Genomic DNA, 15939 nt, shown 5'->3' on the forward strand with positions numbered 1-15939 from the left:
TGCAGGAAGTGGCTATTCTGAAAGACGAATTGCAAATGTGAGCTGGGTAACGAGCCAGTCCTGTAGACGAATTGGAGACCACGTGAGCGAGACCGAGGCGGAGCAGACTGCCGTGCCCCTGGATGATGTTGACCGGGACATCATCCGTGAGCTCACAACTGACGGCCGGATGTCCATTACGCAAGTGGCCGAGAACGTGCACATCAGCCGGGCACATGCCTACTCCCGCATTGCACGGCTTACCGGCGAGGGGGTCTTGACCAAGTTCACGGCATTGGTGGACCCGATCAAAGCCGGCCTGCGGTCTTCCGCCTACGTCACCCTCAAGGTCCAGCAGCATTCCTGGCGGGAACTGAAGGAGCTCTTGCGGGCGATCCCCGAGGTTCACCACATTGCGCTGGTGGGCGGCGACTTTGACGTCATCCTGCTGGTCCGCGCCACAGACAACATCCACCTCCGCCGTGTGATCTTCGACCAATTGCAGTCCATGGAGGGAGTGCTGGATACCCAGACTTTCCTGGTGTTCGAGGACGTTGATACGCGGTAACTGCCCGGGTGGCAGGTGCCACGTACGGAACGCACATTCGGGGACCATAGACTGTCCCCGTGCCCCTCAAAACCGCCTTCGTTACGCGCGCCGCGCTGTGGGCTTCAGTGTCGGTCGTGACGATCGCGCTGCTGTGGCTGATTACCGCTTTTCAGTTCTTTTACAGCCCTCCGAAAGCAGTGCCTCATCGGACCGACGCCATCGTCGTTTTGGGCGGGTTAAGTAAGGAACGACTTCCCGTGGCCCAGGAACTCCAGGAAAGCCTGGACATCCCCATTTTGGTGGTCTCCACGACCGGCCTGTCCGGCAACGTGGAGGGTGACGCTTTGTGCCATGAAGACGACGCACCTGACCTGATTTGTTTCCGGCCCTCACCGCTGAATACGCGGGGCGAAGCCAAGGGCGTTGCGGAGCTGATCGCGCAGAACGGATGGAAGTCCGTCACCGTGGTTACGTCCGGCTACCACCTCATGCGGGCAGGTACTTTAATGCGGCAATGCACGTCTGCTGAGATCCAAATGGTCGGCTCCCAACCCGACCTTTCAGCCGGCGCATGGCTGGACCGATTCGTCGTCGAAACAGGTGGGCTCATCGACGTGTGGATGCAGCCGGAGTGTTCTCCTCACTAAGGTAGAGGGAAGAACTGTCAGAAAACACGTCGCCGAGCGACCGTCCATGGAAGGTGCACAAGGTGAGTCCAACACCCGTCGGCCCGCTTCCAGCGGGCCGTCACTACAGGCGCCGCCGCTTGCGCCTGAGTCTCCCGTCAGTCCCCGCGCGGACGTCATCTGCGCCCATAACCGACCACCCGCGGCCTTCGTCCGCCCCAATCCCCATAGTCCCCACCAAGAGCTCCGAGCAGCAGCAGTTCAAGCGTCGCGTGGCGCTGGTTCTTGTCGTTCTGGTCGTTGTGGCCGTACCGGCGTTGCTGGCAGTCCTGCTGTTAGCGGGCTAGTTCATCCCGGGGCCGCATAAGCCTCGATTCTTGCTCAGCGGCGAGCTCCGATAGGATGTTGAAGTCTCTGTCTGTCGCAAGATCGCTCTCTTGGGGGAAAAACGTGCCCAGCATCATGCCCATTTTCGGTACTCGTCCGGAAGCCATAAAAATGGCGCCCATTGTTCACGCTTTGCACGAATCCGAAGAGTTCGACTGCATCGTAACCGTCACGGGTCAGCACCGGGAAATGCTCGACCAGGTCAACGACCTTTTCGGTATTACTCCTGACCACGATCTCGATATCCTCCAGCCCGGCCAGTCGCTCACCGACATCATGACGCGCACGATGACCGGGCTCGACAAGCTTTTCTCGACAAACAAGCCAGACGCCGTCATCGTTCAAGGCGACACCACCACGTCGACGGCCGGAGCGATCGCCGCTTTTTACCACGGCATCCCCGTAGTGCATGTTGAGGCAGGCCTCCGTAGCGGCAATCTCCTGTCGCCGTTCCCCGAAGAAGCCAACCGCAAGATCACCAGCCAAATCACGACGCTGCATCTTGCACCCACTACAACCAGCCGGGCCAACCTCCTGGCCGAAGGCGTATCTGCCGAGGACATCGTCGTCACGGGCAATTCCGTGATCGACGCACTCTTCACCACAGTAGACAAGCAGATTCCCTTCACGGATCCGCAGCTCGAGGAACTGGCAGCAAGTGGTCGCAAGATTCTCCTTGTCACCACACACCGCCGCGAAAACCAGGGTGACGCTATGCGCGGCGTGGGCCGCGCGCTGGCCCGCATCGCGGACGCCGAGCCGGACCTCGTCATCGTCCTGCCCGCCCACAAGAACCCGGTTGTCAGGGAAGCGGTCCTGCCCGCTCTCGAGGGAAAGCCGAACGTAGTAGTCACGGAGCCGTTGGCCTACGGGGAGTTCACCCGAATGCTATCCCTGGCACACATCGTCCTTACCGACTCCGGTGGAGTCCAAGAGGAAGCCCCCAGCCTCGGCAAGCCCGTTCTGGTGATGCGGGAAAACACGGAACGTCCTGAAGCCGTTGAAGCCGGCACAGTTACTCTCATCGGGACCGATGAGGAACGGATCGTCTCCCAGGTTGATCGCCTCTTGAACGATGCCGACCATTTCGATGCCATGGCCAACGCCGTCAACCCGTACGGTGACGGTCGCGCCTCGGAACGTACAGTGGCCGCCATTGCCGAGCTCCTCGGCGTCGGCCAGCGGATCGACGAATTCGGTGTGACTGTTTCTGTTTAGTAAAGACGGTACCTGCAACAGGTCTGTCATGAACCGTTAGCACAAATTACAGTGCTTTTGGCTGCTTGAAAGTTGATGTCAAGTCATTGAGTTTGGCGTGCCCGCACGCCATTCTTTTGGCATAGGTCCAAGGTCTCACCCTACGAGCCCAAGGATCCACCGTGGCAAAGTTCAGGTCCGAGACGTCCCTCCCACCTACTGTCAACGCCAGACATATTGTGGCCAGCCTCCTGGCCGCATTTGTCCTGGTAGTAGGTTTCCTGCACACATCGCCGGCCCAAGCGGCTGCACCACCCGTCTATCCCATAAGTGGCTTCTTCATTTTTGGGAGTAGCAGCGACACCGTGAACTTGGAGAAACTCTCCGCCATCAAAGCAGTCGGTGGGGACACCGTCGTAACCTTTGGGTCGCGGATAAAGCCCGCCACCCTGACGGATATCCCTGCCGACTGCAAAGTCAACGGGACAAACTGTGCCCAGGCCGCAGCAGCCGGTGTAAAGGTCAACCGATACTTCACTTACTCGGATAACGCCCTGTGGGGTACGCCTTCGCATGTCTGCCCCCGCGATATTTCCCTTACCGGAAATGGCAAACCTTTCACAGTTTTCGTACTGCCCAACCAAGGCAGCAGTTGCACTTCATCGAATGGCCTGTATGACGTGGTAGTCGTTAGCGGCGCAACAGCCTCGGGGACGGCAGGTGTTAACGTCTCAGTTGCCAAGACTGCTACTTCATTGGGAATGAAGTATTATGCCGGACTCCCAATACCGGTTGCCCGCACAGACTACGGGTATCTCCCGGATGTCACGTATCTTCCTGCTTTTACGCAGTTCACGGATCGATTCCTTCGCTACCAAAGGAATGTCATAAACGTAGCCGGTCTCGGTGGTTTCTACCTTTCTTATGAGATGCCTGTAACCAGCGGCACGACGTTCGACCCTATCTTGAACCTATACCGCATTCAGAACCAGGCTATAGCCCGCATACATCCGGAGCGCGGCGGACTCGTGAGCCCCTATTTGGACGGCAGGAAGACTGGTGGCCTCACGACTACACAGGTCCGCGACGGTGCCGAGAAGATCGGCATGACGGCAGGCAGCAACAGCCTTGTGATAGCCATTCAGGATGGTATGGGAACGGGCAAGTCCGGCGCATTCTTTGGTAACGAAGCCTCAAGCCCCGTCGATCCATACAATGCCTCCATCGTGGGAAGCGGCACCTGGGGTAGTAAATACCAGGCACCGGTTCGTGACTATTTCGCGGCCGCAGCTGAAGGAATCGATGGCACCGGAGCGCAGCTGTGGGCCAACCTCGAGGGCATGGCGCCAGCGACAAGCCAGAACCCATGTGACAGCAATTTGCGCGGCCAAACCACTAAATCACGGGTTGACAGGCAGCTCCAGCAGCTGGGTAACTCCCCCATGAAGGTCATCTCCTTCATGTGGGACGGCTACTACACGTGCACCGGCACCTGGTCTCCACTCGCCGAGCGGATAAAAGCCGGCAATATGACGCCCGTAATTACGGATTCCATCTTCTACGGCAACGGAGATGTTCTGGTCACAGGACATAACTTGAGTGGCGGAACCGTGACCGTAAAGTGGACGGACGTCTATGGCCGGACCTATGAAAAGACAGTGACAGCTGCAAACTACAACCCGGATTATGGCGAGCAGCGTGGCATCAATCCACGGCTTGAGTCAGTCACGGCCAAACTGGGCAGCACCTCGCTCGGGATTGGCAAGTACTACATGATCGACGTCGTGAATGGTGCGGGCGCAAAGAACGACGCATTTTACTCAGACCGCGGCTAAGAGTTACACAGATAACAAACGAGGAGGCCTTCTGCCCGGGTTGGGCAGAAGGCCTCCTTCTGTCGTCAAGTGACTACTAGTGGGCGGAGCTACCGCTCCCAGCGCCCCAGGGGGACGTTGAAACGGCGGCCAAGGAATTGACGTTTTCCAGGGAACCAACCCACTCCAGGTGGCTGATCTCGGCAGAGGGGAACGAAGCGGGGCGGACCTTCAGAGACTTGGAAGCCGGAAGGATAGCGAACGACACCTCCGGGGTTTTCTGGTTCTTGGGAACGTGGATCCGCAGGTTGCGTGTAACCGGCGAGGTCCTCAAGACCTCTGTGTACGCGACAGATCCGCCTACACTGACCGTCAGCTTGTACAACCCGGCTGACTCTTCAATAACGCTGTGGGCCACTGTTGCTATCAGATCCGTACCCTTGCCCTTGATCCGTTCGTGGGTTACCAACACGGACCTCCGGTCATGATCCAGCATCCAGCTGACCGCAGGCTCGACAATGTCAATGTCGCTAACAATTTGCTGAACGGTGGAATTTTTCGCTTCGCTGGCAAAGATGCGCTCCAGCATTCCTTCAAATCGCATTTCAGCATTGAGCGGCCCCAGGACCGCTGTACGGGCTGCAGCCAGAATCCTCGTTGTACTTGCATTCGAGGATGCCAGCCTGGCGAGTTTCATAGCCAGTTCGCCCTTCTCCCGGACGGACACTGAGGCGATCCCGGCAGGACAGATGTTCATCGTGCCGACTCCGCGGGGCACTACCACCAGAGAACCTGAAGCCATGGCAAACGGCAAGGCTTCAGACGGCAGCGGACCTGGAATGCTGGCATCAAACGGTGCTACAACAACTGTGGACTTCAAGGCAGCCGCAAGGAGCCCAAGGTCGTTGAATTCCGCGGGTGATTCCTCAATGAACAGCTCCAGCGAAGGCCAGTCGGCCACGTCCCGGAAGGCTGCGGCTTGTTTGTTGAAATGAAGTCTCCGCTTTCCGGCAACCACAACGCGCTGCTCACGTTCGCGAACCCGTTCCGTAGCCATCCGGAACGAATGATCTACCAGATGCGGCAGGTGCTCCACGGATTCAAAGCCGTCGCTGACAAGTCCAGCGGCCACAGTTTCGTTCAAGACGCCAAAGTAGTCCACCCTGGAAGCCAAGCGCTTAACCTTCTCGCCGCCCTTGGCATGTTCAGCACCAACTACCGCAAGTCGCACGCCGGCCGCGAGCAACTCATCCCTACCAGCCTGGGTGATGCCGCAATCAAGCCCCGAAATAACAAGCAGCTCAGGAAGGTCCTCGACGGACTGAATGAACTTGGCGGCGTTCACAACAAACTTAAACTCATTGTTGGGATCGGGTACAAGGACACTCTTATATTGGGCAAGGTCAAGGGCTACTACGTTGTGTCCCAACGTTTGCAGTGCTCTCATGGCCACCGATGACGTGGAAGTGACTCTTCGGAATCCCACCCCGAGTACGGCAATTGAGCGGGGGTTCGTCGTCGCCTTCACTTCAATGCGCTCCTGCGGAACGTCAACTTCGGCGGAACGAATTGGTTCGGCTTGCTCGCGACCGGCATCCACAGCATCAAATTGAGTGAACCACAGACTGCGTTCAGTGGCATCCAGATCCTGCCAGGAATCATCGGAAAGTACCGATTCCAAAGCCATGACGCGGGCCGCAGCGGAGTAATTCCTGAGGAAGCGATCGTGCGTTGAACGGCTCATTTCTTCCAGCGAAGAAGAAGCAAGCAAAGACTGAATGGTGCTGTCCAGTTGCGTGATCGAATCGACGCAGACGATCTCAGGGAAGGAGGCCAGGTCGTCCGCGTCCGGGACAACGGAGACGATCGGAATTCCCATTGCGGCGTACTGGATTACGCGACTCGGATACTGGAAGAAACCCAATTTGTCCAAACCGTCAAACCAGGTTTCGAGACCTTGATGGTCCCGGAAGTACTGCGGAATGTTGATCGCGAGTCCAGTTCTGGCACCGGCTTCGACCACTTCCTCGTCACTGTCCAGGAACCCACCGCCGATTCGGTAGTAGTCGCGTCCGACGCTGCCATGAATCCGGATACTCGAGGTAAGCGAACCTAGGTCGAAGTACCTGGTCCGGCGAACTTCATCGTGGACGTTGCCCAGGAACATTGCATCTGATTCCCGTGGCTGCGAGCCAAACACGTATGGGAATGCAGTTTGGTCTGTCCAGAACGGGAAGTTTATCCCGGTGGGACGCCCAAACATGGACTCGTAGAAATCCAGGACTCTGGCAGTACCACAGTGGAGCACAACATCGTAGCTTTCCACGACTGGCCCATAGGAAAGATCCCAAAGCACCGGGTCATCAGAAAGCCAAGCCACCAGACGTGCCCCCGTACGCTTGGCCCGCTCAAGCAGTGGCGCCGGAAGGCTGGCCGGCCTGAACACGAAAATCACGTCAGGACGAAAATCGATGACCTTATCCAACGTTGAGTTGAGGACGTGCAACTGGGCAGGACCGGTCGCAAACTTGTACCCGTGGCCGACCTTCCCTGTGTTAAGAACCGTATGGCCCGCGGCTACAAGGGCGCGCTCGAGGGAGCTGGCTACGTGCGTTTCGACTATGCCATCAAACAAAGCAATTTTCATGGTGTTCCCCTAAACCGTCCAGGACGGATCTGAACTGGCGGATGCCTCGCGTACATTGAACCGATCAGAAATCGTCACAAGCTCTGGAGATTCAAAGACAGAACCAGGAGTCAAAGATTCGTGCACGAGGAGGGGCTTCCAATCAGCTGAGATCGGGGAAATCCATGCGCCCGAGAGAATGCGGAAGCCTTCGGTATCTTCAGGCCAGCTATCGCCGATATAGGCACTGTCCGGCTTCTTGGCACTGGCCGTGACTGCCTTGCCCGTAACACGGGCTTCAGCGTCGTGAAGTGTATAGAGCCGTAGATCGCTTACATAGTTCGGCGCGTAATCAAAGGCCTCGGAGAACACGGCCACAAATGGAGATTCCAGCTGGAAACTCTCGATGTCCTGAAGCGTTCGGAGGATGGTGGTGGTTTCGGACATGCCTCTGCGCTTCAATGCCGCTCGAATTTCACTGTCGTCAGGTCCTACACGGCAAACAACCACAACGTTTTCCAACTCGATCGTCTGTTCATTGGCCTGGGCGATGAGCCGGTCCAGGGACGACAACGAGGACGCGACGAGCACGGCAGTAATGCCGTCCCGAGGAACCTTCCACTCAAGCCCGGCCATGGAATAGATCTGCTGCATGCGCTGGGCATAGGTGTGCTGCTGCAGGGTCCGGCGCCAGGCCTTATGCGTGGCGCGTTCCCGGAAGTCATGATCGCCCACCAGGCGCCCAAGAATTTCCTTTGCCTCGGACTGCGTCCGGACCGTGAAAACTTCATCAGCCGCGTATGCACCTGCAATAGCCTCTGATTCAACGCTGACAACAGCCGTCTTGCTGCTGCTCAGCTCAAAAATCCGCCTCGCACACATGCTCTTCGACTGCGGCACAGAATTTACGTTGAGGAAGACCTTGTGGTGGCCATATGCCCTCACCATTGCCGCGTACGGCAGGGAGCCGACGACGAACTGTGCGTAATGTTCAGGAAACGCGTAGTTTGCGTCCCCGCCGAGCGCTCGTGAGTAGATCGACAAGCCAAGCTCTGCCGACGGTGGGAACAACAGATTCATTTGGTCACGGCGTTCCGGGAACTTGTGCGCAAAATACTGCCCCGCGAAGGCCACGTTACCGACATCGGACTGTGAGTCACGTAGCGGCTTGTGGATTCGAGGTTGTGCGGCAAAGGGAAGGGTTGCCACATTCTCATGTCCAGCCGCTGCCGCATAGTCCTTAATCAAGGACTCTTCCGACGTAAGGATCACATCGAATTCCTTGGCTGCAGGGAGGAATTCTTCGAAGTGGGGCGGATCTTCCTTGTTCCAGAAGACTGTAGGTATTCCTTGTTGTCTGCAGGCTTGGATCAGTGAATAGAATGCGGCCTTGGGGCCGCCGGGGCCCGTAATCTGATAGGCCCAATCTCCATCATTTCCACTCCAGGCAGACTCAACAAAGAGGACATCCGGACGAAGTCGCTCCAGCGCCTCTGCATAGTCCCTTGTGGAGATCGGCCACAGCCGCGCTTCAGGGGCGAAGCATTGGGTGGAGAATTCGTCCAGGACCACTCCAACGGAAGGAAGGTCCCGGGTGGCTTCAGGCAGGGCATAGGAAATCTCCAGCCCAAATGAATTATTCACCAGGTTGAACAAGCCAAGGTGGACATCGCTCGAGTTCATCACTTTCACGTTCCAATCAATTCTGCGCGGTTGTACGACTTCGACATGTTCTTTACGTAGAGTCCAGGATGAGCCTCCAGGAACGCCTGGACCGCGGGCCGAACATCGATAGCGGACGAGTCGACGATAACCACAGGTGTTTTAGGCCTGAGCCAGCTGAAATACAGCGCCGGGATGTTGTCCGTTAACACCGTGCCTGAGGCAAGTGCCCCGAAGTCGATAACCACCATGTCAGCCGAGTGCGCCGTCACTCCGGAGAGGGAAGCAGCCGGAACGGGGCTTGCGGGCAAAAGATTACAACTTGCGCTCACGTCTTCCTGGGCTGTACCCAAAACGGTGCGGAAGGCGTCGATCTCCTGTTCTGACCCAACTAATCCTGCTGTCAGGGAAGGCCGTGGTTGGAGGTGCGCGAGGCAGTTCGCGACCCATGCCGTCGAGATGCCGGAACCGATATGTACCACCGTTGCCGGCAAGTGATGACTGATTGACTCAAATATTCCACTTGCCGCTGCAACCGAAATGTTCCGGCTCTGTACGTGACGGGTCATTCCCACCCAGTCCCGAATCTTCTCCAAATGGGGGAACAACTCGGCGTTGGCAACGTGTTTAGTGTGGTTTCCAACAGATACGAGCTTGGCCACATCCGTTTCATTTAAGCGAACACTCTTGTCGATCGAATCAGCCGATTTGGCAATATTCGGAATAGCACGGGTTTGCTCTGTGGTCTTTTGCGTATTCTGTCGCACGGTCGCCAGCGAACGGCGAAGGGTGTAAGTGCCCTCGAAGAGAACCGGGACGGCCGCTGCCAATCCGATGACAACGAGGAATATTCCCAAGTTCCGGGATTCCAAATAGGAGATGAAGCCCCCAGCGAAGATTAGGGCGCCGATGGCCAATCCAAGAATACCTCTCGGTGTTCGAAGGAATCTGGACAGCGGTGAGTCATTTTTGAGTCTTAACATTCTGCAATGCTCCGTGAAGTCGTTTCGTGCATCGAAGTTCTCTGGGAAGTATTTAGTTTTCTTTGCATCGTGCTCCGTCCGGCTGGGGCTGTCCCGTTCGAATACCGCAGAGGTATTCGAACGGGACACCGGACGTCATAGGCATAGTTCGGAGGGGCTACTCGCGAACCCGACGTCCTCGCCGCATTGCTGCATCCATGCCATCGAAACTCGGCGGGGCAAAGCCAAGTCCCTTCAGCCCTGCCGCCCAGTCATCACTCGCGGCCACGTTCAGAACTTCTGTTATGAGTGCCTTAGGCGGAGCAGCGTGTCCTTCGCCCCAGTCATCACCCATGAGTTCAAAAACAGCATTGCTGTAGTGCAAATTCTCTACAAATGGGTTCCTATGCCGTTCGATATGGAATTTATCGGTGCTGTTCTGCATGTAGGCAACGGTGTTCTCCAGGGGTTTGCTGTAAACCTTCACGAGATCCGTCGTGACGCTGTGCGGAAGTCTTTCCATTGCGTCACTACCGCTGACCCCAAAACAGGTCTCGGCGTAGTTGGCAACCGGGACAGGCTCATATTTGGCAATGTCAGTTTGCGGATTTGCAACGATCGCGAGTGAGCCCGGGAATTGCGCCGAATAGTAAAGAGAAGCAAACCCTCCGCCCGATGTACCGAAAAAGACCAGTTTTTCGCTACCAAAGGACCAAACGATCTTGGCAATGATGTCTTCGAGAATCTGCTGAAGTCGTTGCTTTGAGTTACCCGCATACCAGCCAAGGTTCATAGTAGGGCTGATGATCAAGCTGGGATCAGAAATAAAAATCCGGTTGACATCCACTTCCCGGGAAACGCCAAGACCGGCAATCATGGGTAGCCGGTACTCGGGACGTACGGCGCCATGCAGAAAAACGGCCGTCGTCTTGTGCCCGCGATTTTGGACCAGGACGTCAATAGGAAGCCCCCCATGATCAATCACATGGTAACCCCCCTTGATTTCGCGGGCACTCAGGAATGCGCCAATCGAGGGATAGCCTGTGATCGCATGAACCTTGGGATCAATATTTCTTGCGCGGGTCATTCTCAACTCTCATGTCTTTGCTCGCTCAGCTGTACGAGCACTCGAACCGGTCTGGAAACCTAGACAGCGATCGCCGCTGGCTGGGTTTCAAGGTTCAGCGCGCCGCGCGTGTCAATGACAATCTTGCCGGACAGCAGCTCGGGGGCGACGGCCTTGACGTCGTCGTGATCAACCAGAACGACGACTACATCCGAGCGCTGGATGGAATCTTCGATCGAAACGAGCTCAACGTTGCTGCGGTTAACCAGTTGCTTCGGGAGTTCTTCCACGTGCGGTTCAGCAACGTTGATACGGCGGTCCTGCAGTGCCTCGGCAAGGTGTGCTGCGATCTCAATGGCGGGTGATTCGCGGAGGTCGTCGATGTTGGCCTTGAACGCGAGTCCGAGGACTGAGACCTCTGCCGTGGTGGGCAGGTTCTCCAAAGCGGAGACGACCTTCTGGAAAACCCACTCCGGCTTTGCATCGTTGACTTCACGTGCAGTACGGATCAGGCGGGATTCCTCAGGGGCTGCTGCCACGATGAACCACGGGTCCACAGCGATGCAGTGGCCACCCACGCCGGGGCCCGGCTGCAGGATGTTAACGCGGGGGTGGTGGTTGGCCAGGCGGATCAGTTCCCAGACGTCAATTCCCAGCTTGTCACTGATGACGGAAAGCTCGTTGGCGAAAGCAATGTTGACATCGCGGTAGGAGTTCTCCACCAGCTTGGCCATCTCGGCCGTAACGGCGTCCGTGGTCAGGATTTCACCCTGGCAGAACACTGCATAGAGGTCCTTCGCCTTCTCGGCGGCCTCGGCAGTCATACCGCCAACAATCCTGTCGTTGGTGACAAGTTCGATCATGACGCGTCCCGGGAGGACACGCTCAGGGCAGTGGGCCACGAGGATGGCAGGCTTTGAGTCGGAACCATCAAGGCTGAGGTCCGGCCGGAGGTTCAAGATGTACTGGGCCATGTGCTCGGTGGCGCCGGGAGGGGACGTGGACTCAAGGATCAGGAGTTCGCCGCCCTGCAGCTGCGGTGCGATCGCCCGGGCCGCAGCTTCGATGTAGCTCAAGTCGGCGGAGCGGTCTTCCCTGAACGGCGTGGGGACGGCAACGATGTAGGCGTCAGCCTGCGGAGTGGAAGTACTCGCGCTCAGGTGGCCCTGGCTCACGGCACCGGAGACGTGGACTCCGAGGTCGGGTTCGACGAACGGAACCTGGCCTGCGTTCACGGCATCCACCGTGCGCTGGTTAACGTCCACGCCGATAACCTCGATGCCATTCGTTGCAAGGATGGCTGCGGTTGGGAGGCCTATGTATCCAAGGCCGATGACTGCTACTCGTTTAATGGTGTTCAAAATGTTCCCCTTTTATTTTCAAATCTTGAGTCTGGGCTAAAGCGTGACGTGTTCGGTGGGATTGCCCCAGAACCGGACTTCTCCTGAGGCGAGGAGCTCGTCGTCGGAGGCGTTCCAGGTGTGTCCCGATCCGCTTCTGAGTTGGTAGTAGTTGTATCGGTCAGAGGAATAGATCTTTCCCCCGGCTTGGGTCACTGCGTTCAGGAAGGCAGTGTCTTCGCCGCGGCTTCTGTCCTCGAATGGATGCTCTTCAAAGACGGAGCGTTTCGCCATAATGGTCGGTCCCATGACCAGGTGGCTGAACCTGTGCTCCATGTGTCCAAAACGGTACAGAGCAGCATTCCTGCTTGAAATGAACATAAAGTGAGCGAGCTTGCCCACGACGTCCGCCCCCGAGTACTGGAGTGCGTTGACCTGGTCCCGTAAGTAGTCAGGACCGTAATAGTCGTCGTCATCCATCTTGGTGAGCACCGCACCACTGGACTCGGCAACACACCTGTTCAGGCAGGCTCCCAGACTCAGCGATTCAGGTTCTTCAAGCAACGTCAATCGAGTCACGTTGTACTGCTTGCTAAGCCTGCTGATGGTGGCAGCACTTGGTTTGAATCCGTGCGTCAGCAACACGAGCTCAACGTCCACTCCCCTCTGGGAGCCAATTGTCTTGAAGATGTGCTCCAGTTGGTGTGGGCGAATGGTGGAAACGAGGGCACTGACGGTTTCCGGCTGAACGGGCGTTTGACGGGTGGGCAGCACCAGCCGAACAACTTCCTCAGCCCTGTGCGCGTATGTGTGCTCAGCCCAGATACGCCGCTGGGCCAAGTGCACGGCGCGATCATTGAGTTCGGGGCTGCGTATCAGTGCTTTGATGACGTCCGCAGCCTGTTCCGCACTGGCAACACTGTGGATTTCGTTGTCAGGGAAAAAACGTGGCAGTGCAGGACTGGGCGTCGTTACTACGGGTGTTCCGGAGGCTGTGATCTCAAAGATCCGGCGCGCACACATGCTCGGCGAATCCACCACGGAGTTGACGTTCAGGAAGACCTTGTACGCCTTGTACGCAGTAAGCATCTGGTCATAGCTGAGCGAACCTACTACATGCGCGTCATAGGGTGCTGGGAACTGATATTCGGGATCTCCACCCAACTGGCGGGAGAAGATCTCAAGACCATTCTTGGACGTGGCGGAACCAGTGATTGCGCCGTCCAAAAGAACCTGAAGTTGTTCCCTGCGTTCTGGATACTTGTGCGCAAAGTACATCCCCGCAAAGGCAACATCCCGGGAATGCCTGCCGTTCGCGGGCCTTACCGGATTATGGATTGCAGGCTGGGCTGCAAACGGAAGGACCCCGATCCGATCGTGGCCGAGGGCCGCACGATAATCCGGAAGCTTGTTCTCATCCGACGTGAAGACGGCGTCGAATTCGCGAGCCGCAGGAAGAAAATCCTCAAAATGCGGAGGGTCTTCCTTGTTCCAGAAGACGGTAGGGACACCGTGCTCGCGGCACCACCGCACCAGATCCAAAAACTCTTGTCGCGGCCCGTTGCTGCCGGTGAGCTGGTACTGCCAGGAGCCGGAGTTGCCGTTCCAGGCGGACTCGACAAACAAGAAGTCAACGCTCTGCTCTTGCAGCTGTTGAAGCCAATTGTCCTTCTCGAGGAAAAGCACGTTCCACTCATAAGAAAACGAACGAGCAGAAAAATCATCGAGGATGACAGCGACAGTCAGATCGCTGCGGCGAGGAGGGACAGCCGGATATTCAAACGCTCCGAAGGCTAAAGAGCGTCCGTCCTTGGTTCGGAGCATGGTGCCCCGGGCGCTGCGAACAGGGCTCGCTCCAGCGGTCCTGTGCCGCCGATACCACTTTTTCAGCTGGGAAAGCCCGCCTTGGCGAAAATGCCAGGCTGCCGTCCGCACATCGGATACGTAGCGCATTAGACGCGGCTCCTGCGCATCTTGCTGCGTGCAAGGACTTCAGTCATCTGCAGATTGGCACGGGCTTCGTCCCGGATTCGTGCAGCGCTGAGGTTGTTTCCCTTGGCCAAGTTGCCGGTGAAGTCCTGGTAGGCACGAACAGTTTCTTCGGGGTCGCCATCCATGATCAGGTGTCCCTTGTCCAACCAGAGGACCCGGCTGCACATCTTGGTGATGGTGTCCAGGGAGTGGCTGACCAGGAAGACACAGCCAGCCTGTTCGCGGAGTTGGTCCATGCGGCGCTTGCTTCGATCACCGAACTGGGCGTCACCAGTGTTCAGTGCTTCGTCCACCAGGAGAATCTCGGGGTCGATGCTTGCGGCGATGGCGAAACGGAGCCTGGAGGCCATGCCCGACGAATATGACTTCATGGGCAGGTAAATGGAATCCTCCAGCCCACACAGTTCAACGATGCTGTGGAACTTGGCCTCGACTTCCTGCCGGCTCATGCCCATGGCAAGGCAACCGAGCACGACGTTCTGATGGCCGGACAAGTCAGGCATCAGGGCAGCATTTACACCGAGCATGATCGGGGTACTGGAAGCGAAAATCGCTCCGGAGGTGGGGCGCATCTGGCCGCTGATGAGCTTCATCAGCGTGCTCTTGCCGGAGCCGTTGCGGCCGATGATTCCCACCGACTCGCCACGTTCCACCACCAGGGACAGTTCGTAAAGCGCACGTACCGTCACGGTGTTCGGCCGGCGGCCCAGGCGGCTCAGGAAACTCGTGTCCCGGCGTTCTTGCGCGACGGCTTCAGAGTCGGTTGTGACCACACGGTATTCCATCGCTGCACGATCGACCACCACGCAGGGGTGGCCTTCAACATCCAGGACCTGCTCAGCCGCGACCATAAGACTCCTCCCCTTGCCAGAAGAAGACCATGCCCACAAGAAGGGCGCCCAAGGCCCAAACGGCCAGGGTGGCCCAGGACTGCCAGGTGGGTGATTCTGCGTAAAGGATGCAATCGCGAAGGATGTCGATGACGTTGAACAGCGGGTTCATCTTCAGAACGGCAAGCAGGTCCGGGTGTGTCACAAACTTCTCGTAGGAGTAGAAGATTGCGGAGCCATACATCCAGGCGCGCATGAAGAACGGCAGCAGGTGCGTGGCATCGTGGACGCGCGAAATGATGCGGGCCAGAATCAGTCCCACGCCAAGATTGAAGACTGACTGAAGCAACAGTGCCGGAATGATGAGTAGCCACAGCCAGGTGATCTTCTCGACCGGTGGGATCAGGGTGATGATCAAGAGCATCGCGAGGATCAGCGGCACGTTGGACATCATTTCCCGGATGTTCATGCCGATCGGCAAGGTCGCCCGCGGGAAGTTGAACGCCTGGACCACTGACTTATTGCTGTGGATGGACCTGGCGCCGCTCGTAATGGCGCCGGATGTGCCCTGGAAGATGAAGATTCCAATCACCAGGTAACCAACGTAATTCTCAATGCCGCCGCTGGTCTGGAGCAGAATGCCGAAAATAACGTAGTAAGTGAGCCCGTTGAAGATCGGGTTGAGCAGCAACCATGCACTACCCAAGCGGTCCCGTCGGGTGCCACTCTGCACCCTGGCGCGGGCGTCATAAAAAATGAACTCACGGAAGTCCCAGAGCTGAACCAGATAGTCCAGAAAGCCCGGGCGCGCACCAACGCGCGTCAGGCGGCGCATGTCCACAGCCAGTGGTTGTACCAGTGCTGGCTCGGGCAGTAGTGCTTTCTTCGCCGACATCAGCTGACCCTCC

The 15939-nt window shown here is 57.5% G+C and carries 13 protein-coding genes; 5 read left to right on the forward strand and 8 right to left on the reverse strand.

Annotated features, from left to right (window positions below):
- Positions 1-82: 82 nt before the first annotated feature.
- From LDN82_RS16950 to LDN82_RS16970, 5 genes are all read left to right on the forward strand, one after another.
- A complete protein-coding gene (locus tag LDN82_RS16950) occupies positions 83-547 on the forward strand; it encodes an Lrp/AsnC family transcriptional regulator (RefSeq protein ID WP_224165120.1) in 465 nt (154 codons plus the stop codon).
- A gap of 59 nt (positions 548-606) precedes the next feature.
- On the forward strand, positions 607-1176 hold the full coding sequence (locus tag LDN82_RS16955; protein ID WP_224165121.1) for a YdcF family protein: 570 nt from the start codon (positions 607-609) through the stop codon (positions 1174-1176).
- 62 nt (positions 1177-1238) lie between these two features.
- Complete coding sequence (locus LDN82_RS16960; RefSeq protein ID WP_224165122.1) at positions 1239-1502, forward strand: hypothetical protein; 264 nt, start codon at positions 1239-1241, stop codon at positions 1500-1502.
- Positions 1503-1605: 103 nt separating this feature from the next.
- The gene (wecB, locus tag LDN82_RS16965; protein ID WP_224165123.1) at positions 1606-2760 is read left to right on the forward strand and encodes a UDP-N-acetylglucosamine 2-epimerase (non-hydrolyzing); all 1155 of its coding nucleotides are present in this window, start codon (positions 1606-1608) and stop codon (positions 2758-2760) included.
- A gap of 161 nt (positions 2761-2921) precedes the next feature.
- Positions 2922-4574: a hypothetical protein gene (locus LDN82_RS16970; RefSeq protein ID WP_224165124.1), complete on the forward strand. Its 1653-nt coding sequence runs from the start codon at positions 2922-2924 to the stop codon at positions 4572-4574.
- Positions 4575-4650: 76 nt separating this feature from the next.
- On the opposite strand, the gene LDN82_RS16975 is transcribed toward LDN82_RS16970, so the two are convergent.
- From LDN82_RS16975 to LDN82_RS17010, 8 genes are all read right to left on the reverse strand, one after another.
- On the reverse strand, positions 4651-7200 hold the full coding sequence (locus LDN82_RS16975) for a hypothetical protein (protein ID WP_224165125.1): 2550 nt from the start codon (positions 7198-7200) through the stop codon (positions 4651-4653).
- Between the two features lie 9 nt (positions 7201-7209).
- Positions 7210-8862 carry a glycosyltransferase gene (locus LDN82_RS16980; RefSeq protein WP_224167560.1) on the reverse strand — a complete coding sequence of 551 codons (1653 nt, stop codon included), beginning with the start codon at positions 8860-8862 and terminating at the stop codon, positions 7210-7212.
- Between the two features lie 5 nt (positions 8863-8867).
- Positions 8868-9953 carry a hypothetical protein gene (locus LDN82_RS16985; protein WP_224165126.1) on the reverse strand — a complete coding sequence of 362 codons (1086 nt, stop codon included), beginning with the start codon at positions 9951-9953 and terminating at the stop codon, positions 8868-8870.
- 28 nt (positions 9954-9981) lie between these two features.
- Positions 9982-10890 carry a hypothetical protein gene (locus tag LDN82_RS16990; RefSeq protein WP_224165127.1) on the reverse strand — a complete coding sequence of 303 codons (909 nt, stop codon included), beginning with the start codon at positions 10888-10890 and terminating at the stop codon, positions 9982-9984.
- Positions 10891-10949: 59 nt separating this feature from the next.
- The gene (wecC, locus tag LDN82_RS16995) at positions 10950-12230 is read right to left on the reverse strand and encodes a UDP-N-acetyl-D-mannosamine dehydrogenase (RefSeq protein WP_224165128.1); all 1281 of its coding nucleotides are present in this window, start codon (positions 12228-12230) and stop codon (positions 10950-10952) included.
- Positions 12231-12266: 36 nt separating this feature from the next.
- The gene (locus tag LDN82_RS17000; protein ID WP_346347095.1) at positions 12267-13895 is read right to left on the reverse strand and encodes a glycosyltransferase; all 1629 of its coding nucleotides are present in this window, start codon (positions 13893-13895) and stop codon (positions 12267-12269) included.
- A 266-nt stretch (positions 13896-14161) separates the two neighbouring features.
- Complete coding sequence (locus LDN82_RS17005) at positions 14162-15052, reverse strand: ABC transporter ATP-binding protein (protein WP_224165130.1); 891 nt, start codon at positions 15050-15052, stop codon at positions 14162-14164.
- Complete coding sequence (locus LDN82_RS17010) at positions 15039-15926, reverse strand: ABC transporter permease (RefSeq protein ID WP_223934247.1); 888 nt, start codon at positions 15924-15926, stop codon at positions 15039-15041. The genes LDN82_RS17005 and LDN82_RS17010 overlap by 14 nt, the downstream gene beginning before the upstream one ends.
- Between the last annotated feature and the right edge of the window lie 13 nt (positions 15927-15939).

The organism is Arthrobacter sp. StoSoilA2, from assembly GCF_019977195.1.
Lineage (GTDB): Bacteria > Actinomycetota > Actinomycetes > Actinomycetales > Micrococcaceae > Arthrobacter.